Raw genomic sequence first — 21,988 nt, 5'->3', positions numbered from 1 at the left:
ACACCTTATGTCAAATTCTCAATATTGGACCATACTCACGCGCGCTGGCCGTGAGAAAGTATTGGCGGCCATTGCCAATAAACACACTGTAAAAATCAGTGAATTTGCGGTTGGGGACGGCCAGATAAGCCATACCTCAAATGACTTAATTAATCGTCAATATCGTAGTCATACCAGCGCTTTAAAACAATTAACGCACAACAATGCCTTAATAGAAGTGGTTGGGATAGTCCCTGCCACAGAGGGCGGGTTTTATGTACGTGAAGCGGCATTTTATACCGATGATGGTGAGGCATTCGCCATCATTAATTACCCTGAAACGTATAAACCGGCAGCAGCAGATAACGCCGCCGCAGAGCTCGGCATAAAAGCAGTGATTGATGTTGTTAATGCCCAAGTGGTGAGTGAAAAAATAGATCCCTCGATGATTTATGCCACCAAAGAGTGGGTGAGTGACCAAGTTGACCACAGCGAACTCAGTGTATTGACTCAAGTCGGCAAAAATTGGACCTTTGATAATGGCACCAGTACCACGGTGAACATTAATGCGGATAGTACGGGTATGGCAACACTCAATGTGTGTTCGCTGGATGGGGTGGAAAATGAGCAGACAACAGGCCGTGTTTATGTGGGGCAATCACTGCGTCACGGTGGTGGTATTGAATACAATGGTGACAATAACCCCGTAACAACGGGAGCTGGTGCTGATCATATTAGTTTTTTTAGAAGCGATGGTAGCGGGTTGCACTGGACAGCAAGAAACTATGTTTACAGCAACGACTGGGAATTTCGCGGCGCGGTTAAATCGCCTAATTTTATTGAAGGTGGTACAAGCTTAAAAGATAAATACCACGGTAAAAGCGACAAGCTGGCGCGTTTTGAAAGCTCAGTAATTGATACGAGCGGTTCGTATGATTTAACCATTGGAGGCAAGCGTGCTTTGGTAGGGTTTGAAGACAGGTTAGTCATTAATTACGATTCAGACTGGTCACGCGTTGATGCAGGTGGCACGTGGCGTTTTAGTGGCAACATTGAGCGCAATTCTCACAATAGTGGCTACCTTGTTGGTTCGCATAATAATGTGGGTGACAGTACGAGCAAAACCAACCCCATCTACACCATTGGTAGTAACCATAATCCAAGTGAAACTGAACTAAATAATATGTATGGCATTGGGTATACTCATGGCAATGCGAGTTTTGCCCCCGGTGGTGCTGGATGGGGTATGTATGTTGCAGCCGATGGCGATGCAAGGATTTTTCTAGATGCATCTCATGGGCGTATTCATACCACTGGAGATGTATATGAAGCTGGCACAAAGCTCAGTGATAAATACCTTGGCAAGGCTGCTAAAGCAGTAGACTCAAGCAAACTCAATGGCGCAGTTGAAGCTACTGAGCCAACAGTCAATACAATTGTCAAAAGAAATGCGGCTGGTGATTTACAAGCGCGCTTACTCAGAGCAACTTACCCAAGCCAAACGACAATGAACGGTGCCATTGCTTTTAGGGTCAATAACCATGATGATAATTACACCCGCTACTGCTCAAACCCTACTGCCATAGCTGATTGGTTAAAAAGCCCGCTCGATAGCCGTTACCTTGGCAAAACCGCCAAAGCAGTCGATACAGCTAAATTAGAAGGCAAAAGCAAAGCTCAGGTAATTAGCGAGGCGAGAAACGGGCTTGCTCAAGTAAATACTTCAACATCATTTAAAAATGCCACCTTTGACAATGGCACCAGTACCACGGTGAATATTAATGCCGATAGCGCTGGCATGGCGGCGTTAAATGTGTGTTCAGGAACGAATGACGGTGCTCAAGCCACAGGCCGTGTTTATGTGGGGCAATCGTTAAATAATGGTGGCGGCATTGAATACAACGGTGACAATAACCCAGTAACGACAGGCGCTGGGGCTGACTATATTACTTTGTTTCGAAATGGTAATAATGATTACCAATGGACAGCTAGAAATAAGGTTAACAACAACGACTGGGAATTTCGCGGCGCGGTTAAATCACCTAATTTTATTGAAGGTGGTACGAGTTTAAAAGATAAATACCACGGTAAAAGCGACAAGCTAGCCCGATTTGAAAGTTCATTTATTGACATAAACTACGGCGGTCAAGATTTAAAGATACGCAATAAGCGCGCATTGGTTGGCTCAGTAAATGAATTATCAATCAACCACGGCTCAGATTGGCAAAATGTTACAGCAAACGGCAAGTGGCAATTTGCAGATTCGATAAACACTAATGGTGATATTACAGTCACTAAAAACAACCCGTGGTTAACGCTTAAAAGTAGTGAGTCAGGCAGTAATAATAACGAGCAAGCTGCGGGCATTTCAATTGGCGAAAGTGGACGAACTAGAGATGCATCATTACACCTAAGCTACACAGGGGATGGTCTCAGCTTCATTGGCATGGGCAACTTAGGCTCAGACAATATTGCTGATAAGTGGGCCATGAAAATGCAATATCAAAGCACATGGGTGTGGTTTCGCAGCGCAGTGTTAATTGGTGATGGACACACTCAATTATCAAAAGGGAGCGGTAATTCACTAAAGATAAAAACCAATCACGGATATGTTGATATTGGCCCACAAAATGCTGGTCATTGTCATTATGCAACATCTTTGTCAAACCATTGGTTTAACAAAGAGATTAGAGTGCAAGGCGAAATCTACGCGAGCTCGGGCTACAACAAACGCGTATATCACCAAGGATATAAACCCAGCGCCAGCGATGTAGGTGCATTTCAGCGATACAGCGGACAAACAACAACGGTAAATAAAGACAGCTTTACCACCATTGCAAAAGTGCTTGGTTCAAGCTTAGCATCAAGTATTAACTTGCAACTAAAAGGTACAACGGGCAACACTGTTGTTAACGTCAATGCGGCTATATTGGTGAATCACCATTCAGACATTGTGATTGATTCGATGTGCGGCGGTTACACAACAATTCAGCTAAAAATAATTAGCAACAATAACGAGCAATATTTAGTTCAAGCTAAGCTCGTCAGCGGCAACCCACTATCATTACGCTGCGATATTTTGTCATACACAGATGATGATGTAAGCATTGGCAGTTTTGATACAGCGGGTTTTACATATGAGCATGCACATACAGTAAAGCGCTTTGGTCGCCAGCTCAGCTCAAGCGGCGCAACGGGTATGCAAATAAATGGGCATGAGGTTGCACACGCAGGCAACATCTCAGGCTACGCAGAAAAACGCACCGTTAAAGCCAGCGGCACACTCACTGCAAACAGTAAAAACCATTTAACCGCCACCGCCACATTTACATTGCCAGATGTGACAAATTTAAGCGAAGGCACCACGGTTGTTGCATCAAAAGCCATGGCAGTGTCACCAACCATTCAAACCCACGGTGTACAAAACGGGAATACAGAGCATATCGCCATGATGCGCGGCACCACCATGCTCACAGACACCAGCGTGCTATTTGATAGACACTGCACGCTCACATTTATTTTAAATTCAGAAAAAAATTGGGAGATGCAATAGTGAGTACACAAGTAAGTAGCCTTAGTGGAGGTGGCGTAAAGCGCGTGATTAGAGGAATTTATGCAGGACAGGTACGGGCAGGAGGCATTATTACATTACCGAGCGTCAATTCTAATAAAACAATGGTAAATATGAACACCAGTGCATTTTATGGAAGTAATATGTCAAATAATGGAGACGGGTATGGAGGATGGGCTAGCAGCATTTACTGCGAATTAAAAAGTAGCACTGAGTTATTAGTGAGTAACCGTGTTGATATGTACATTCATAGCTCCACGAATCCCATACATGTAAGGTATGTTAAAGTTGTGTGGGAGGTCATTGAGTATGTATAACTACGCGCATTTAGATGCAAATAATCACGTCATCGGTATCTATATTTTTGATGAAGCTGTAAATGTTAGCGATTATATTTTGTCAGACACCGCGCAGCTAGGTGATGTTTATGACCCAGAGAGTGAGTTGTTTTCTAAGGCAGAGGTAGCGCAGGACCCTCCACCCTCATTCCCAAATGTTGACCTTACAAACACCACCGTCACCAGCCCCAACGCCAAACTTATCGGCAACATTTGGTGGCTACCCAAAGACGAGCCGTTCACCATAACCGCGAACGCCACGGGCTTGCCAGATGGCGGCTTAATGGTCATGGTTGAGCGGGTGATAAATGCCACGCAACCTGTTGATGATATTCGCTTTGTGGCGAATATCAAAGACGGCATTGTGACAATGCAAGGCAAGTTTGAGCAATCAGGCAATTACATCATCACCGCAAAGCGTTTAAACGCGGGGCTTGAGCGCATAGAAGCTCCGTTTAGATTGGCATTTGAACCTTTAGAGTTTGATGCGTACGTATCAGCGTAACAATGAGTAGATAACACTGCTTATTTGATTTTTATCATTGGCGTTTAAATACGCTTATATTAGTGTTTTACAAGGGGGTGGCATGACCACACATATTGATTTACAAACCCTGCCTGAACCAAACATCATTGAACCACTTTCTTATCAAGACATTTTAACCGAGCGTAAGCAACGTTTTATTGAATATGCACCGGCATACTCTGATGCCCTTGAACTTGAAAGTGATCCAATTAATGTGTGGTTACAGGTAGAAAGTTACCGTGAGGCGCTGCTACGCCAGCGCATAAACGACGCTGCTGCGTCGAACTTATTGGCCAAAGCAAGCCATGCGGATTTACAACATTTAGGGGCGTTTTATGGTGTATTGCGTCTTAACGAGGAGTCAGATGATGACTATCGATTGCGTATACGCGATAACACCATAGCATCAAGTACCGCAGGCAGTGATGTGCACTACCGTAAACATGCGCTCAATGCTGCACCAACGGACATTCTTGATGTGTCAGTCCAGAGCTTAAAAGATGGCTTAGTCACCATTACGGTGTTGGTTAAAAAAGAGCACGATGTTGATGAAGTGGTTGCCAAAGCTGCGAGTGCGGTGACCGCCAGTGATGTAAAAATGCTCACGGATACGGTAGATGTGAATAAAGCTGAGCTGATATACATTGATGTGGCGGCGGATGTTTATTTGCAAGAGAACACCTCTGAACGGGTATTTAATGAACTGCAAGCGTCACTTGCCAGTGCGTGGGAAGAAGAAGCGCGTTTGGGGTGGGATTTAACGCCCAGCTGGTTAAGCGCTCAACTGCACAAAAAAGGCGTGCGAGATGTGGTGTTGCGCCAACCTGAAAAATTACAAAGTATTGATAAAACCCAGTGTGCTGTGATGGGTACTGTCACATTAAAACTCTGTCAGTGAGGGGCCTATGCAAGTTACGAATGTTACGCATGTGAAGCAAACATCGCCGCCAGCTAATGAGAGTGAGTTACAACCGCACGCATTGCTACCCCCGAATCACAGCCAATTACAACAACAAGCGTTATTAAGTCAGCAGCATGCGCCATATAATGATGCTATTTCACAATTAACCAATTTAAAAGCTCAGCCAAATGATGCGTTGCTAATGTGGTTGGTGTGGGAATATGGCCTTGAAGCGATTTTGCCATATAGTACAAATTTACGGCAAACCTTAAAAGATGGCCTTGCGTGGCAACGCATTCGGGGCACACCGAAAAGTTTAGAATTGGCGCTCAGCTGGCTTAACTTACCGGCTGTGCACATTGAAAATACCGCACCAGGCAGGCATCATTACACCTATCAGCTTGATTTAGGTGAGTTGCCTAAAGGGCGTACCAGCAATGTGACTAAATTGGCACAATTATCAGCGCCAGTCAGTGCCAAGCTCACCCGGCTATATCATGGTTATGATATTCGTAATCAAACCTTATCAGGTGAGCGAGCCCTCTTTGGTCATATTCTATCAGACTATTCAGGTGTGCCTGTTTTTGAGCATGGTAAAATGCTCTGCAAAGCCAGTTTTGGTAATCGCAGTAGCCAACAGATAGACAGCTCGGTACAGCAGCTACATTTTGGCCATCATCGCACCCGCATTAAAACCAGTGAACAGCTCGATATTGTACAGCCATGGCGTTATTATCTAAGTGGCAATGTTCCATCGCGCTTACCAAATCAGCTGGTTCGTCACCGCACCACCAGCCAGCAAAAAATACTGGCTCAACGTGGCTGGGTTGGCACATGGCAAGGCGGTTGGGTGGGCGATTTACACGGCACCGTAAATGGCAGCCAAGGCCAGTTATGTAAAGCCGTGATTGCGCATAGTCAAATACGCACCGTACAACCCCTTTACTTTGCTGGTGCTAATACGGGCCGCATGAACTTTGGTACACTGAATATGACCTCAAAAATACCTACCTCATAGGCCGTAGGCGCGACTTTACGTTGCGCTTATTGGTATTTAACACCGCACCGGATGGCACTGCGCTCAAATAATACGAGGTGCAAAACCCAAATTAATGCGAGGCATAAAACCTCGCCTACGACGACATTTCTTATTTTACCTTCCCACAGCGGACAAATTTACCTTCAAAGGACCTTCCCATGACAATCGAAAACGGATTAACCCAATTACAAGTTGATGTTGCAGAGCTGACAGACGAAAGTGTGAAATTAGCCAACAGTGTAACCAGTAGCTTAGCCGAAATTGACGCGGTAAAAGGCGATATTCAAAACACCCATAATTTTGTAGACAGTAACTACCAAGCCATGAACGATTGGCAAACCAAACACGGCACTGTGACATTTAAAAACCTACAAGGCCAAAATAAACAGGTCAATACGCTATCAAAACTGATTTTAGACAGTGAAAAAATCAACCCCAATGCACATGTAATGAGCAAAGCCCAATTTGACGCGTTGCGCGAGCTGCGCAAACAGCAATATGCGGGGAGTGGTTTTGTGGAATGGGGGAAGCACAGAGATGGAGGGTTAGAGGTTGCCATTAACCAAGGTATGTATGACGCTCAGGTTACAGCGAATACAATAAAGCTTGGGCGTCGAGACAGTGACGGATTAGGGGTATCAAAAGCAGCGTTTCCATTAGCGGTTGTGGGTGGCGTTCAACATGTTATAGAGGGCGTAAACGAACCTGATTCCATATCCAACAATATTCCTTTTCCACCCGCGCCGGACGGCACCAAAACCTATAATTCAGCCACGGGTGTTGTAACTGAGCATGCAAGCGCTGCACAGGCTTTTGAAGGGGTAGTAGAGAATGGTGATTTTCGAGATGGCGCTAGTAATTGGACTCCTTATAATGCAACCTTGTCAGTTACTGACAGGGTAATAACGGTGACATCCACCACATCTGGTACAGGTAACGCATCCCAGCAAGCCAGTCTCACTGCTGGTGTAGAGTGCATCGTCAGAGTCGTAGCAAGGCAAGGAACGAATAATGGCACATCAGCTAGCCTCTCTTTTTGGAATGCAACAGATGGTCATATGCAGCAAGTTACTCTTGATAGCACTGAGTTTAAAGAGTATATACTGCGTGGTACTCCGACCGTAGATTCTGTCGTCATATTTTATACTGGTACTGGCTTAGGTTCTGAGGTTATTGTATCTAATGTATCAGTCATGCCAGTAACCGAATCAGTCATTACTTCACGTAAAGACTTGGTGTTATTAGAAACGTGGCATGAGAAGATTAGCGATAAAGACATTGTATTCCCTCTTGGAAATGTTCAATTTATTTCAACAATATCAGAATCAAGCGGCGTTCCCGTATGGCCTATTGAAAGTACTTTTGGCATACCTAAGTCTTATTCGGCTTTCGGTGAATGGGATACTGTTACGGAGGGTAGGGGGGCTAGATGGTCAACTATATCGGATAAAGAACGTAAGAAGTTCGTAGATAACCCTGAAAACAACATCTACTACGATTCAGAAGCTGATGAGTTGATTCAAGTTAGGTATAGGGTTAGAGTTATTGAGGGACAGAGAAATGAGTGGCACCGAGTACAGGCGGATGACACTACCGTAATTAATAAATTTTTAGGGCATAGCTCAAGTAATCAACAAAGTGTTGTAAAGCCAAGAGGAGCTCGTATAGAAGTACTTGACTTGGGATCGCATCCTGAGGGTGGTTTAGGTATGTACAAAACGCCATTTACAGTTCAGTCAAATCCGGAGTCTGGTATTGGCGCTTTCTTTGCGTGCAAATACGATGGTTCTGTTGTGCAAGGTATTTCGTCAAATAATAAATGTTATTCAATCCCAATCGCTCTAGTCCAACGCTTAAATCAAGGCGCTTATCACCCAACTTATAATCCTATGGGTTGTAAAACTTGGGCTGCAGTTGGGGTAAGTCTTAATCTTAAATGGCACTCTAACTGTGCTGTCGGTTTAATTAACTCTACAGCTCATTGTTTTGAACCAGAAAACCTAGGAACGAGACCAACACCTACAGCACGTTCAGGCTATATTGGTGCAGAAGATGCTGACTCAGGTCGCTCAGACCAATATAAATATTACGATGCTATCTACGCAGGACAGGTAGAAGATTTACGCCTCAATGCTAATAAGCTTGATGTCAATCAGTTACGTGAAGATACCATGCGTAAAGCTGTAGCTGGTGAAATGCGAGGTAAGGGAAGTGTACCATTTACCAGTACCTACATTTCAAGTAAGACAGTTACTGGTAGTTCTTCTGGCGCCATCAAGATTGCTTACGGAGATATTACTGGTTTTGGTTCTGTATATGAAGATAGATTGGACTTAGAAGATAATTGTTTTGGTCAGGTTGTAGAGGATGCGACAGGCAAAGTACATGACATCATCAGTGTTGGTAGTGATGGTTCAGCTTGGACTTTCTTTGTTTCTGACCCTATTCCAGTAGGTCTTGTTGTCAGTGCAGCTCTATACAGAACTGATATCCTCTCAGCAGAATACGACTCACTCCCTTGGGTAGATATTATCGGAGACCCTGAACGGATTGCAGTCACATTCCCTGATGGGGTTGTTGGGCAATGGATCCCTCAGATTCCTGATGGTTCCCAATTAGAGTTAAATCTCAATAGAAAGTCAGAAGGCTCTATTATTTCAACCCTATATACTGATAATGATGCTTCAAGCTGGACATCAATTTCTACCTCAGTTAACGGAATTACAAATACTATTACAGGTACTAAACCGTCAACACGGGTTGAACTTCATACATACGAATCACCTTCAAATTTCACTGTATCCTCAAGTAGCACAGCTGTAGTTGGCGATGTGGGCGATGTATATGCTAGCCAAGCACATCAAGTAAAGTACGGAAATAGGTTACAACCATCTCTAATGGGTAAAGTAGGTAAGCGTAGTGGTGGTGCTTATTTACAAGAATTTGTATCTATAACTAAGTATTCTAAATACGCTCCTGATGGTGATTTAGGGTGGACTTCTGTCATTGGAGATGATCCGCTACATGCACCATTAAGTTTAGATACACCAAACGACAACTCACCTGCAGTTAAAGCACTCTCAACCGTCACTGAGAAAGACGGACTACTGTATTTGCAGCTACATGGTGCTGAATTGAAACATACACCTCGCACCATAGCTGACATGACTGTAATTAATGCGGGTTCTCCTACAGGATCTATTACAAAAGGTCATGTTTACTTGTTTCAGGGGTTTGATAATGCACTAGTAAACAGGCCGATGGTAGCATTAGTTGATCACGCAGGAACCACTTGGAACCCCAGTTCTTACAATGGTTATACTTTAAATGATTTAGGTGAAGTTATGACTAATACCGGTACTAAGTTCACTTTAATTCGTTCATTTGATAGCCATTGGGGTGATGATCAAACTATTCCTATCGTTAATGGCGAAAATGTTAAAACCGACCTGAACGGCAATACGGTGAAGGTGTTTTGTCACCATACGCAAATACCACTGGGAATTGCCAGTAACTAAGTCGCTAGTTTAAAACAAGCAAGCTTATGCGTAATAGCTGAGGGGATAGCCCCTCAGCCTAGGGCAACTTATAAAAGGGCTGGCTTTATAAGGGCTGCTCACGCAGAGCTAGTGGCATAAAGGATGTTATGTAAAAACCACTTACGTAAAAGGAATTCACATAAAAACAACGTATATAGAAACAATTTACATAAAACAACTCACATAAAAACCCCTGTATCACGCTTTAAGTGACTTTAAATAAGCGGCGTTTACCAAGTCGCTTTAAATCAGTAACTGTAAACCAGTACCGGGTAACTGATACGAGGTTATGTATTGGGCGGCACAGCAGGCCTGTTTCTCCAAGTATCTGAGAGTTAAAGCCTATTACTGCCACTTCTCACATGTGAGATGTAAAATGGCGAGGGCAAAGTTGTCCGTTATTGTTTTTAAGAAGGGGGTATAGTAGCGGTATTGTGAGCACAGGCTTAGTTGTGACTGTATGTATATCAGTTTGCTGAGGGCTAACGCAAAGTTAGCTATGCGCTTGCAAGCAATCGACTTACTTTATTCTGTATTTAATCACCTTAACAACCTATATCACTCAGCACGCGGTTGCGCGCTGGGCAAAGTGCTGTGTGGTTGGCACGATAAAATACATTTCATCCCCTTTTTTATGGAGAAAGCCATGACTACATCGACAACGTATTCGGCGGTAGTTTGGACTAAACAAGGGCTCGCTAAACTGATGTCGGCGTCACAGCAAGGATTGAATTTAACAATCACGCATGTGTCGGCGGGCAGCGAAGCGTATACGCCCAGTGATACCCAAACGCAATTACGTCAACAACAACAAATCGTGCCTATTGGAGGCGCAGAAAAGCTCGATAACAACCAACTACGGTTTAGCGCCTTATTTGACGGCGACTTAACGTATGATGTAAAAGAAATCGGTATTTGGTCAGAAGGGACCTTAGCAGCCGTGTACAGTATTGCTAATCAGCAACTCAATCATAAAGCAGCCAATGCAGCCTGGGTAGAAATGTTTACCCTCGATGTGTCGACGCTGCCATCAAATAACATCAGTTTTGAAGTGGGTGTGAATAACGCCAATATTTTTATGGCAAAAGAACTCGCCAGTTTGACTCACGCACAGTTATTGCAAGGTAAAAACCTCATACAGCAAGCACATAGCAATATGCTATTAGAAGAGCGCTTGCGCAAAGCGGGTTTATAGGGCTTTCATAGGGCGAATAATAGAGCTTATCGCGATGTAGCGATAAGCTGGGGTCACTTGCATGATGTCGGTAAATCAGAATTAACATTTAATACCGAACATCTAATATTTAGCAACTGATTCTTAGCACTTAATAGTTAGCACCTAATACCTAGTATTGACTACCGACACAATAACTCGGTAATGGCATCGACTTATGTGCCGCGCAGCAAGTAAGTCGCATAATAAACAGCGCACAATGCCATTTGCGAGAGACAAACCCCTTAGCATAATTGGTAGCCTTTAGGCTATTCAGACTAAGTGGGGGCCTGTTGTGAAGCACCTTTTAAATGGTTTGTACATAACAGGTTTTGAACGAGGAACTTTTTATGACTTTAGAACAAACACTCACAGATGTTGCTTTAGAAGCAGCAAAACATGCCGACTCAGCCAACAAGCTGATTGATGATGTGAAAAACGGTATCGACACCATTAATGTAGTATCACAAAATCACAGTGTGATGGACGACTGGCGCACCAAAACAGGCAAGGTGGCCTTTAAAGATACGATGGGTAACAGCCATGAGGTTGATACGCTCGCAAGCATTATTGCCGATGCCGAAAAAATAAACCCCAACCCCCATGTGATGACCAAAGCCCAGTTTGATGCCTTGCGTGAACTACGCAAAAAGCAGTATGCAGGCAGCGGGTTTGTAGAGTGGGGGAAGTGCTATCAACCCGAAGGCAGCTGGAGCCCTAAATGGATCAATAATGGTTTATATCAATCAGCGTTGTCTGCGGGATATACTAATGAGTTACTAACGGGCTCGCAAGGCACAAACCCACAAGGAGTATCAAACACCGATTACCCAGAAAGTGTGATTGATGGCGTGACGCATAAGTTAAGCCTAATTAATTCAAACAATTTAGATTTAATGAATCGGATTAAGTTTCCTGCCGCCCCAGACGGAACTAAGACTTATGACTCTGCTACTGGAGTTGTGACTGAGCATGCAAGTGCTGCGGAGGCTTTTGGTAGCTTAGCTAAAACTGCGAAAAGCCATGTATCGGATAGACTCATTAGCCATACTTATACAAATGGGGCCACATCGTTTCAGATGGTCGATAATACAGAGAGCGCTAGCGGGTATATCGATATTAGGCTTAATTTAACTGTCGGTGTTCGGTATGAAATTTCTATTGTCAGTGACGGTCCGATATCTCAAGACGTTTATGGTTCTCGCGTTAGAGATGCTTCCGATGGTACACATATAGCAAGTTTTTCAAATGAAAATGCAGCAGGAACCCATATAGCCATATTCACGGCACCAACAGCTGGTCACTCGATATTATTGTACACGCATGATACCACGACAAATTATAGTGAATTTTCTATTAGGCCAGTAACAGAGCAGGTCATTACTTCTCGTAAAGATCTCGTATTCCTTGAGTCATGGCATGAAAAAATTGCTGATAAAGATGTGGTTTATCCGTTGGGTAATGTGCAATACGGTGCCACCGCTTACCAAGGTATCGGGTTATTAAATAACTTGGTGGCACAAGGTTACAGCGCATTTGGCGAGTGGGATGGTAATACCACAGGTCATGGTGCTAAATGGTCTGGCTTGTCAGAAGCAAATCGCGCTAAGTTGTTGGCGAACCCTGCGCACAATATTTATTATGATCCAGTGGCCAAAGCCTACATTCAAGTACGCTATAGAGTACGGGTTGTTGAAGGGCTTGGGGATGATTGGCAAGCAGTCAATGCACATATGAGCGACACTGGTAATCCGACCAATTGGCTTGCGTATCGTGATGCTGATAATCAGCGGATTAAGCAGCGCGGTAAAGAAATTACATTCACCGATTTTCAAGCTGGCAATTCTGGTAGCGTATTGTTTAGAGGCAAGGCCTATGAGAAGTCTGGGGGGTGGGAATCAAATCGTGCTGGGGAGTTTCAAAGTGCAACCTATAATGTAGGTATAGCGCATGAAGGCAAATGTAATGCAATACCTATCGCGTTAGTGCAGCGAATGAACCAAGGTGCGTATCATCCTAGTTATAATCCGATGGGGACGAGTAAAAGGCGTATACGGGGAGGTTATTATTATTACTGGTACGAGAATCACGGATCACTTACGGATATAAATTCTGAATCAGATTGTTTTGACATTAATGCCAATAACGGTGGAGGAAATGGTGCAAATGGTTCACTAGGTTTCGGGTATACAGGCCGCTCAGACCAATACAAACACTACGACGCAATCTACGCTGGGCAGATAGAAGATTTACGTTTAAACGCCAACAAGCTTGATGTGAACCAGTTGCGGGAAGAGACGATGCGCAAAGCGGTTGCAGGCACTTTGCGCGGGAAGAGTAAGGTGCCATTCACCACCGTGTATGATTCTGGAGCAAATCCAATACCGTATGATACGACAGTGGACTATGTGCATGTTGTGGATAATACACAATATAGCATAGGAGACTATGTGGTTATTTATGATCCAGTCGATAAAGTTATTGTGAGTGAATTTGCAATTAGCACAATAAGTGCAGATGGAAATGGTCCTTTTATTGGCAGGGTTGATGAATTATTTACCTATAAAGCGGGCAGAAGTTATTGGGTTATTCACAGAGTAGAGTTAACCTCTGAATTCAACTCACTTCCTTGGGGTGGTATTATCGGAGACCCTTCACGGGTCGCGGCTACGTTCCCCAAAGGCGTTATTGGGCAGTGGATCCCTGAGCTACCTCGTGAGGGGGTTGGCTCTGTTCCTTTAAATAGAAAGTGTACTAACGCGTCGAGTCCACTCTCTCAAGTATTCTATACTGTTGATAATGGCGAAACTTGGTTGCAACGATCTCAGTCGTTTAGCAAGCAACTAAATACACTGGTTTTGGATACCACAATTGATAATCCACACAGTGTTATATTAGTTCACTATGAAGCGTCTTCAGACTTCACTCAAGCAAGTAATAATTCTGTGGTAATTGGTGATGTAGGTGATGTTTTTTACACGACTCATTCTAGTGTGGGGGAAGGCAATAATCTACAGGGCTCTCTTACAGGTAACGCAGGTAAAGCTACAGTGGACCCTGCTCAAGGTTTTGTCCCGCACCTTGGAGCATATAGAATAATAGGCAATGCATTAAGCACATATGGAAAATATGCACCAAGACATGCGGCATTGCCTTTAGCCTCTCAGGGAGGTCAGTCTCCAGCAGTTAAAGCGATGTCTACTATCACTGAAAAGGATGGTTTATTATATTTGCAGCTTCATGGTGCTGAGTTGAAGTACGATACCCCTGAATACACAGTGATTGATAACGCAATGCTAGATACCAATTTAGAACCGAATAAGCATTACTTATTTAAGCTTGGAACGGGAACCTTAATGGATGGAGGTTTATGGTATTGCAATCGTTCAATGTCGTCGGTATTAAATAGCCCCGCTTGGTACAAAAAAGACGACGGGACAATTGGTGCGATTAATGTTAATGGTGATCCGACGTTTTTAACCCCAGTTCAAATTGAAAATTGGGGCGACGACCAAACCATTTCAATCGTCAACGGGGAAGATGTAAAAACTGACCTCAACGGTAATACTGTCAAAGTATTTTGCCACCACACCCAAATGCCCATTGGCATTGCTCATAATTAACTTTCAACATTGAAACAGAGTTACTGGCGTACATAAATGTATGTCAGTGGCATAAGGAAAATCATGGAACTTAATGATCAAAGTTCGGCGAATACAGCCGACATTGCAGCGTCGACATCTGAACAAGCCGTGCTAGTAGAAGCGACAGAGGCAACGGCTCAGCATGTATCCTCACCAAATAGTATGAATGGTAGAGATGAGTCAGAGAATGAGGAAGTACCACTAGCCCGAATTACATATGAGGATGTATTGACTAAAATGGCACTGCGCCATTCGCAATCAGAGATTGACGCAGCACTTGCGCAAGCCATTGCCTATGAGCAAGCTCAGCATGTTGAAGCATACCAGCAATGGGAGCTAGAAGTTGTTATAGCGCAAGCCAAGCGTGATGACGCGCTTGCACATAATGCGACGGTAAAAGCGGCTGAAAATAATGGCGTAGAAGCCGCTTTGGTCGACGTGCCTGAGTTACCACAGCAACCAAAAATAGACATGACACTGCGCCGCAGCTGTTACCGCACTGAATACGTTGAGGTGGATTTAGAACTCACAACACAAACGCAAGTACAGCGCAAAGAATATGACGATGAAGCACATGTGTTGCGTATTTATCCTACAACGCAGGCACACAGTGCAGAGTATATTGCACAAGTACAGCGGGCACGCTTTAAAGCAAGTCGAGCGCGTAAAATGGCACAGCAAACAGTTATTGTAGAAGGCATGGAATTTGATGCCGACGAGCTAAGCCAGCAGCGCATGTCACGCGCGTTATTGCTGATGGAAGATGCACAAACAACCAGATGGGTATTAGCCAATAATGATGTGGTGCAAGTGAGTAAAAAGCATTTGTTTGAGGCCTGTAAACTCGCAGGTGAGCAGCAATCAGCATTATGGGTGCCAGCATCTTAAAAGTGTGCTTTTTTGCACACAAATGATGCGTAGCGAGTTGCCTTAGAAACACGGTTACGTCAAATAATACGGTTACTTCTGGTAACACGAGTTAATTTAAACAACATACGTACTTTTAAGTAAAGCCGCATCCCCCGTGACGCGGCTTTTTGGGTTTTAGGTTTTCATGCAACACATGTGATGTGAGTAGATCCTAAAACAAATTGATGAACATAATAGGAGGTCATAGTGGCCATATTAACGCGAGTGGGCCGAATTGAACTGGCTAAAGCCGTTAAAGCACAAAGTATTTATTTAGCATGGGGGGCGGGAGAACAACAATGGGACACCACCCCTATTACAGAGCAAAGAACAAGCACACAATTAACCCAAGTTTTAGGATATCGCAAAGCGCGCAGGGTGTTATATTGTGAACCTGACGTTAATGGTGAAATTCAAGTGCCAGAAGGTGGCTTTACTGCCAGTTCGCAAGCAACGCCACATATATATTGTGAGTTCAATTACGACTTTACCGATGCCCTTGATAAAACCATACGTGAATTGGGCTTGATGGTGGGAACTCTGCCAAGTAGCGGCGAGCCCGCGGGTAAGTTTTATCATGCACCGAGCGACATTGTTGACCCAGGTGTGTTGATGTTGGTTGAGCATCGGCCTGCGATGTATCGAGATCAAGGGGTGCGTGAAACCTTTGAATTTGTCCTCAGCTTCTAGGTGACGACTATGACAGAGTTTATTAAAGATGTTTTGAAGGACGAATATTACCAAGGATTTGATGCATCTAAGCAATATCAGCAGTTGCTATTTAGAGCGGGGAAAGGCTTACAAAGCCGTGAGTTGAACGACTTACAGTTACAAGTTAACCAGCAGGTAAAAGGGCTGGGTGATGTCATGATGAAAAATGGCAGTATTGTATCGGGTGGGACTGTGGTGGTAGATACACAAGCTAAAATCGCTAAAATGAGTGAGGCTGATGTGTATTTAAATGGGGCGGTACATCACATCAGCGCAACAGCGCTTGCAATATCATTGACCAGCACTGTGGTGGTGGGTGTGTGGTTGACGAGCTCAGTGGTGACGGAACTGCTAGACCCAGCCCTATTAGACCCAGCAGGGGAAGACTCTCCCATGCGTGCTCAAAACTATAATGAACCCGGTGCAGCGCGATTACAAGTGATGGGCCAGTGGGGATTAAGTGATACGCCGCAGGACTCAAAAATGGGTGAAAAGAGTGAATTTTACCCTGTCCATCAAATAAACAATGGGGTGGTTTTACTCAATCATTCACCAGCAAAATTTGATTCAGTGACGCGGGCATTAGCGCGTTATGATAGAGAGTCAAATGGTGGTAGCTATGTTATTTCCGGCATGGCCTTGAACTATTTAAACACACAGCAACAAGCACAAATTACAACTCAGCATTATAGTGTGCAAGAAGGTAAGGCGCATATTGATGGCTTTGAAGTGGCGCTTAATACCGCGTTGCCAGCCGCATTTTCGGTTACACCGGATGAGCAGGCAATAAAAAATGAGCCGACGAGTTTCACGCCAGACAACACAGGTAAACAGACAGTCGCATTTGATTTTTTCCCAATAAAGCAAGTGGATAAAGTAGGCACTACGGCGAGAAAAACGGTGCAAATGCGAAGAAGCACAGAAGTAGGGGGCCTGGATTTAATCGCTGATTTTAGTGTGACTCGAATTATTTCTGTGACCCAGCAAAAAGGCGATGCCACCATTGAATATGATATTGGCAATGATTGTGTGTTGACGGGTAATCATATTGCTTGGAAACATTCAGGCAATGCGCCTGCGCCGAACGACGTGTATGTGGCAGAGTATGAGTACAATGTTGATATTCTTGTGGGCAGTGCGCTGCAATATAACGAAACGCATTATACCATCAATCAGCAACTGCCAGATGGGGGCCAGCTTGTTGAAAATGCCCAATTACGTGTTGATTATGTCTATTTAAAACCGCGTATTGACTTGATCGTGCTCACAGCACAAGGAGAGGTTAAGCGTATTGAAGGTGCATCTGCGATACAAAATCCGGTAAAACCTCAAGTTCCAGAGCAGCATTTACCCTTGGCATTTGTGCATCAAAGTTGGGGAAGTACGACTCCACGTATAGAGCTTGCCGCAATTCAAGTGGTCAACATGGCTGATATGCATTTTATGCAATCACAGATCAGCGATTTGTATCAGTTACTTGCAATCGAACGGCTGCGCAATGACACCAACGCACAAGATTCGGCGAGTAAATATGGGGTATTTGTAGACCCATTTTTAGATGATGATTTACGGGATGAGCATATTGCACAAACTGCAGCCATTATTGATGGGGAATTATTGCTACCAATTGATGTGACAGTTAACGCACTGGATAACGCCAATGATGCACAGCTTTTGCCGTATGAATTAGAAGATGTGTTAGCGCAAACGAGTCAAACTGGCACAATGAAAGTGAATCCTTATCAGGCTTTTGAACCGGTACCGGCACGTGTGATATTAACACCGAGTGTCGATCATTGGACGCAAACACAGCAGGTATGGTCAAGCCCAGTTACACGCCGGTTTACACGAGGAGGGGGTCGAGTTCGGCGTATAACGACGCGTGTCACCACAGAGCGTGTTGGCACACAGGTCCAGCAATTAGAATTCCTACGACCAAGAACGGTTCAATTCACAATCAGTGGGTTTGGACCTAATGAAGTACTAGCGTCAGTGACATTCGATGGGGTGGTTGTAACGGCGGAGGAAACATCATGATAAAAGCAAATGAAGCGGGTGAAGTCGTAGGGCAGTTTACGATTCCGAGTAACATCCCTGCGGGTAGAAAGCGAGTGCAATTTGCAGGTGCGGGTAAGTCAAATGGCAGTGCCGTTTATACCGGTAGTGGTACGATTCGTGTTGATACCATGCGCCAAGTGAATACCATCGTTACTCAGCGTTACGACCCGTTAGCACAAACATTTACTTTGGAACAAAGCCGCTTTATCGCGGCGGTTGAGTTGTGGTTTAAAGTAAAAGGCAAAGAAGCTGTACAGGTACAAATTAGAGAGGTAGTACAAGGGATACCAACCCAAAATGTGCTCGCGCAAACGAGCCTCGATAGTGTAGATATAAACTTAGGGGATGCGTCGACACTGTTTCGCTTTACGCCGGTGTATTTATTGGCAGGCCAAGAGTATGCGATTGTGGTGTTAACAGATGGGGCTGAACATGAAGTGGCCATATCGGAGCTAGGTCAGTTTGACCAACAAACGGGTTGGGTCACCAGTCAGCCTTATCAAGTGGGTGTATTGCTATCATCAAGTAATGCCAGTACCTGGACGCCGCATCAAGAGCGAGATCTTACCTTCAGGTTAAAAGCTGCCAAATTCACACACACTACGCATAGCATTGACTTAGGAAATGTGACTGCACAAGGCATGACAGATGTGATGGCATTAGGTGTGGTTCAACGGCCTAATGCAGATACAGATGTTGAGTTTGAAATAAGCGCACAGGATGCATCATTCAGTACACGCAGATTGCAAGAGTGGCAGCCATCGCAATTGCCAGCACCCTTTACAGGGCCGGTGAATGTCACTGCGCATTTAAGTGGTAGCAGTACAGTAAGCCCAATTGTGTTTGCTGATAGCCAATGTGCACAAGGGGTTGTTAGTCCATCGGCGGATTATATATCTCGCATTATTACATGTCGCAATGGGGGGAAATTTACGGTGAGCTTTGAAGTTAATTCACCCGCCACGGCGTCTGTACAAGTGATGGTTGAACAAGATCAGCAATGGCAAGAGTTAACCCTGAGTGGCGCACAAGAACTCGCACAAAGTTGGCAGCAAAGAGACTATCAACTACCGCAAATTAACCAAGATAGCACACGAGTGAAATTAGTACTCAATGGCACCGCGTCAAGCCGCCCTAGAGTGCGTAATTTGAGGGCATTTTCAACCTAGGAGGGTCAATGACTGTTGACAATAAAACCCTACATCAAACATATCCATTACCACACCCAACCAATCAGCTAGACCAAGATGTTTTAAGGCTGGTTGAAGCATTAAAAGCCATTGACAGCAATGTTTACACGTTACAACAAGCTGACAATCAAGCAGAGAATGCACGAGAGACACTGCGACAAGCGGTGGAGGAGCAAGGTACTCGTATGCAGACGCAGCAAGATAGCTTATCCGATAAACATGATGCTTTGACAGACAAACACATCAAGCAAGCACGTAAACACAAGCTCAACCAAATACTGGGCGAATCAATTTTTCCACTTTAAGAGGATATTATGGCAACAATACAAAATGCCGTACAGGCCATGGTCGATAAACTGGTAGCTGATATGCAAGGCAGCACACCACTATCGGCAGAAGACCAAGCGTTAGTCAGTAATGCGATAACCAAGCTAGCAGATAATGACAGATTAGAAAAAGCCCTCGTTGCGGTTGCAGAGGAGCATTTAGATGTTGCGACACAGGAGTTAAAACAAGCGACGAGCAATAATACATCAACGATGGCAAACGCAACGCAATCGGTGAATAATGCAACCAATACATTGGTTGCGCGCAGTGCGCAGCTCAGTCAATTAGACAGTATTACACCTGCGATTGAGAACATCACCAAGGTACAACAGCAGGCTTCAGCTAGTTATGTAAAACCTTTATTTGGTTTAAGTAAATTAGAAACGCCAAGTACCAGCAGTGCCAATGGGCGTACAACAGCGGCATTTGCGATTTATGATAGTTCAGGTGAAACGCACCTGGTGCGACCAAGCTACACGGCAAACAATACTCACGAGCAAAGTCGAATTGAGTTTTTGACCTTGAGTGATGATGCCAGTCATAAAACAGCACATTTTACGAGCTTTGTTTATAATAATGCTTTTGAACAAAACCCGACGAGTAAAATATTTCAGTATGGTTCATCAGCATTTTTACCATTAGCATTAAAAGAGCAGCCGAATGATGTTAAATATGAGGTGGTATTTAGCTCGCAAGACTCAGTCAGTGGATCAGTAAGTGATTACGGTGGTATTTTTTGTAAAACAGCTGGTTTTAATTCTATTACTAAGCCTAAAAAGAACCTGAATGCCCTGGATCAATGGGGTATAACTACCGTCACGAGTCACGTATATCACACGGTCGGCGTTTTGTACGATAATAACAAACATTGTTTGGTGGTGGTTGATGAAGGAACGTCGTTATTGATTGAAAAATACCGTGATGGTAATAACATTACCGCAATTTCTATTTCGGATGAAGCAGCGCTGCAAAACTATGTTAATTCTGGAGATTTTACTTGTGTTAACTTTATTTACAATACCTTGATACACCCTTACGGAACTAATCGGTATAACCATGCTGAAGAGGCGATGAGTTCATACGCACAAAACTACCATGGCTATTTTGGTATTCTCAATGGAGTAACTAAAATGGGCCAGAGTCAATATAGTGCGCATTACCGTTTTACCGAGGAGAAAAAATTAGAACCAATCAATTTCTTTTTTACCAGTAATTCAGAACCTTATAAAAATGGCACGCAAAATGGTGAAGGTGAAGTAACGGTTGCATTGCAAAGTATGGCAGGCGAGTTGTTAGGCATGTATCAGTATAGATCTAAGCCAGATAGCCTCGGCTACCAAGGGGGAATAATGGCCGTTGCTATAAATTGTATTAATCCGTATTCAAATGTGGGTATTTTGAACGAGCACTATTTATATAATCAGTATGGTTTAGGCCGAACTTGCAGAGCGTTTTAGGAGTAAAATATGAGTTGTTATTATAATGAAATTCAAGGCATGTGTATTGAAGGAAACTTCTGGCAAGTGAACCCTGATACGGGCGCGAATTGGACGACTGAATCTGCCGCAGAATATATAGCGAGTTACGAGCCGAAAGAGATTGATCAACTACAAGTGAATAAAGGCGAGGCAATTGAAAGAATTAAAGCCGCGGTAGCTAAGCGTTTAACAAGCACATTTTGGCGGATTGAAAGAGCCCAAGAGCGATTAGAATTGGCTAAGTTAGGAGCTGATGATACTGTAATTATGGAGGCTACAGAGCATTTAAAACTTGAATTATTAGCTAGAGAAAAACTGAGAGAAGCAAGTAACTTAGCTGAGCAAGATGTTGTCGATATAACAAACATCGATGCATTGAACTTATTCAATTTTACTCCTGATGAGTATCTTGTGTAACGGTCAGTATTGACCTGTTTTAAACGATAAGAATCAGTAAGATACACCTATGCTAGACAACAAACTCAAAAGAGTTTGCTTTAGCATAGTGAGCTGATTTTAGGTTTGCTAACACGTCTAACTTGTCCAGATTAAAAGCCGGTTTAGC

General features: G+C 43.9%; 15 protein-coding genes. All 15 read left to right on the top strand.

What is annotated here, in order from left to right; translation table 11 throughout:
- Positions 1 to 7 precede the first annotated feature (7 nt).
- The 15 genes from J8L97_RS12745 (at position 8) to J8L97_RS12675 (ending at position 21,840) form a co-directional block, all read left to right on the top strand.
- The gene (locus J8L97_RS12745; protein WP_211050194.1) at positions 8 to 3,532 is read left to right on the top strand and encodes a phage tail protein; all 3,525 of its coding nucleotides are present in this window, start codon (positions 8 to 10) and stop codon (positions 3,530 to 3,532) included.
- A complete protein-coding gene (locus tag J8L97_RS12740; RefSeq protein ID WP_211050192.1) occupies positions 3,532 to 3,867 on the top strand; it encodes a hypothetical protein in 336 nt (111 codons plus the stop codon). Before J8L97_RS12745 ends, J8L97_RS12740 begins: the two co-directional genes overlap by 1 nt.
- Positions 3,860 to 4,393, top strand: coding sequence for a hypothetical protein (locus J8L97_RS12735; protein ID WP_211050190.1), 534 nt, complete (start codon positions 3,860 to 3,862; stop codon positions 4,391 to 4,393). Before J8L97_RS12740 ends, J8L97_RS12735 begins: the two co-directional genes overlap by 8 nt.
- Before the next feature lie 82 nt (positions 4,394 to 4,475).
- Positions 4,476 to 5,312 (top strand): baseplate J/gp47 family protein, encoded by an 837-nt coding sequence (locus J8L97_RS12730; protein ID WP_211050188.1) that lies wholly within the window; start codon positions 4,476 to 4,478, stop codon positions 5,310 to 5,312.
- Positions 5,313 to 5,319: 7 nt separating this feature from the next.
- Positions 5,320 to 6,333, top strand: a complete 1,014-nt coding sequence (locus tag J8L97_RS12725) for a phage tail protein (protein ID WP_211050186.1) — start codon at positions 5,320 to 5,322, stop codon at positions 6,331 to 6,333.
- A gap of 179 nt (positions 6,334 to 6,512) precedes the next feature.
- The gene (locus J8L97_RS12720; protein ID WP_211050184.1) at positions 6,513 to 9,872 is read left to right on the top strand and encodes a hypothetical protein; all 3,360 of its coding nucleotides are present in this window, start codon (positions 6,513 to 6,515) and stop codon (positions 9,870 to 9,872) included.
- Between the two features lie 667 nt (positions 9,873 to 10,539).
- Positions 10,540 to 11,088 carry a phage tail protein gene (locus J8L97_RS12715; protein WP_211050182.1) on the top strand — a complete coding sequence of 183 codons (549 nt, stop codon included), beginning with the start codon at positions 10,540 to 10,542 and terminating at the stop codon, positions 11,086 to 11,088.
- Between the two features lie 368 nt (positions 11,089 to 11,456).
- Positions 11,457 to 14,729, top strand: coding sequence for a hypothetical protein (locus J8L97_RS12710; protein ID WP_211050180.1), 3,273 nt, complete (start codon positions 11,457 to 11,459; stop codon positions 14,727 to 14,729).
- A 63-nt stretch (positions 14,730 to 14,792) separates the two neighbouring features.
- Positions 14,793 to 15,638, top strand: coding sequence for a DUF4376 domain-containing protein (locus J8L97_RS12705; protein WP_211050178.1), 846 nt, complete (start codon positions 14,793 to 14,795; stop codon positions 15,636 to 15,638).
- A gap of 228 nt (positions 15,639 to 15,866) precedes the next feature.
- The gene (locus J8L97_RS12700; protein ID WP_211050176.1) at positions 15,867 to 16,349 is read left to right on the top strand and encodes a hypothetical protein; all 483 of its coding nucleotides are present in this window, start codon (positions 15,867 to 15,869) and stop codon (positions 16,347 to 16,349) included.
- Between the two features lie 9 nt (positions 16,350 to 16,358).
- On the top strand, positions 16,359 to 18,407 hold the full coding sequence (locus J8L97_RS12695) for a DUF4815 domain-containing protein (RefSeq protein ID WP_211050174.1): 2,049 nt from the start codon (positions 16,359 to 16,361) through the stop codon (positions 18,405 to 18,407).
- Positions 18,404 to 19,597, top strand: coding sequence for a hypothetical protein (locus J8L97_RS12690; RefSeq protein ID WP_211050172.1), 1,194 nt, complete (start codon positions 18,404 to 18,406; stop codon positions 19,595 to 19,597). Before J8L97_RS12695 ends, J8L97_RS12690 begins: the two co-directional genes overlap by 4 nt.
- 8 nt (positions 19,598 to 19,605) lie before the next feature.
- A complete protein-coding gene (locus J8L97_RS12685; protein ID WP_211050171.1) occupies positions 19,606 to 19,923 on the top strand; it encodes a hypothetical protein in 318 nt (105 codons plus the stop codon).
- A gap of 9 nt (positions 19,924 to 19,932) precedes the next feature.
- Positions 19,933 to 21,402, top strand: a complete 1,470-nt coding sequence (locus J8L97_RS12680; protein ID WP_211050170.1) for a hypothetical protein — start codon at positions 19,933 to 19,935, stop codon at positions 21,400 to 21,402.
- Positions 21,403 to 21,411: 9 nt separating this feature from the next.
- Positions 21,412 to 21,840 carry a hypothetical protein gene (locus J8L97_RS12675; protein WP_211050169.1) on the top strand — a complete coding sequence of 143 codons (429 nt, stop codon included), beginning with the start codon at positions 21,412 to 21,414 and terminating at the stop codon, positions 21,838 to 21,840.
- Positions 21,841 to 21,988 lie beyond the last annotated feature (148 nt).

This window comes from Pseudoalteromonas sp. MMG012 (assembly GCF_018100875.1).
Lineage (GTDB): Bacteria > Pseudomonadota > Gammaproteobacteria > Enterobacterales > Alteromonadaceae > Pseudoalteromonas > Pseudoalteromonas aurantia.
This window is presented reverse-complemented; position numbering and strand designations above follow the sequence as displayed.